Genomic DNA, 1,040 nt, shown 5'->3' with positions numbered 1-1,040 from the left:
TCTATCTGGGTGCGGCGCCTGGTGTTGGGAAGACCTACGCGATGTTGGATGAGGGGCGTCGGCGGTTGGGGCGTGGCACGGATGTGGTGGTGGGTTTGGTGGAGACCCATGGTCGTCCGCGGACGGCGGAGTTGCTGGAGGGGTTGGAGGTGGTGCCGCGGGGGGTGGTGGTGCATCGGGGGGTGGGGTTTTCGGAGTTGGATGTGGATGCGGTGGTGGCGCGGGGGCCGCGGGTGGTGCTGGTGGATGAGTTGGCGCATACGAATGTGCCGGGGTCGCGGAATGTGAAGCGGTGGCAGGACGTCGAGGAGCTTTTGGATGCGGGGATCGATGTGATCTCGACGGTGAACATTCAGCATCTGGAGTCGTTGAACGATGTGGTTGAGCGGATCACGGGGGTGGTGCAGCGGGAGACGGTGCCGGATGAGGTGGTGCGGCGGGCGGATGCGGTGGAGTTGGTGGATATGTCGCCGGATGCGTTGCGGCGGCGGATGGCGCACGGGAATGTGTATCCGCCGGGGAGGGTGGATGCGGCGTTGTCGAATTATTTCCGGGTGGGGAATTTGACGGCTCTGCGGGAGTTGGCGTTGTTGTGGGTGGCGGGGAAGGTTGATGATCAGCTGGATCGTTATCGGGCTGATCATGGGATTGCGGGGACGTGGGAGGCGCGGGAGCGGGTGGTGGTGGCGTTGACGGGGGGTCCTGAGGGGGACACGTTGGTGCGGCGGGCGGCGCGGATCGCGGCGCGGACGAAGGGGGCGGATCTGCTGGCGGTGCATGTGACGCGGTCGGATGGGCTGGTGGGGGCGGATCCGGTGGGGTTGGGGCGTCAGCGGTTGCTGGTGGAGAGTTTGGGGGGGAGTTATCACCAGGTGGTGGGGGAGGGGGTGCCGCGGGCGTTGCTGGATTTCGCTCGGGGGGTGAATGCGACGCAGTTGGTGTTGGGGGCGTCTCGGCGGGGGCGGTTCGCGCAGGTGTTCTCGCGGGGGGTGGGGGTGACCACGACGGCGTTGTCGGGGTCGATCGACGTCCACATGATC

Annotated in this window: 1 protein-coding gene; it reads left to right on the top strand. The window is 66.7% G+C overall.

Annotated features, from left to right (window positions below; translation table 11 throughout):
• Positions 1-1,040: universal stress protein (locus ACWEF2_RS31655; RefSeq protein ID WP_453819917.1), on the top strand; the 1,040-nt coding region annotated here is incomplete at both ends.

This window comes from Streptosporangium sp. NPDC004631 (genome assembly GCF_053601935.1).
Note: the sequence above shows the minus strand (reverse complement) of the source record. Positions and strands in the feature narration are given on the sequence as shown.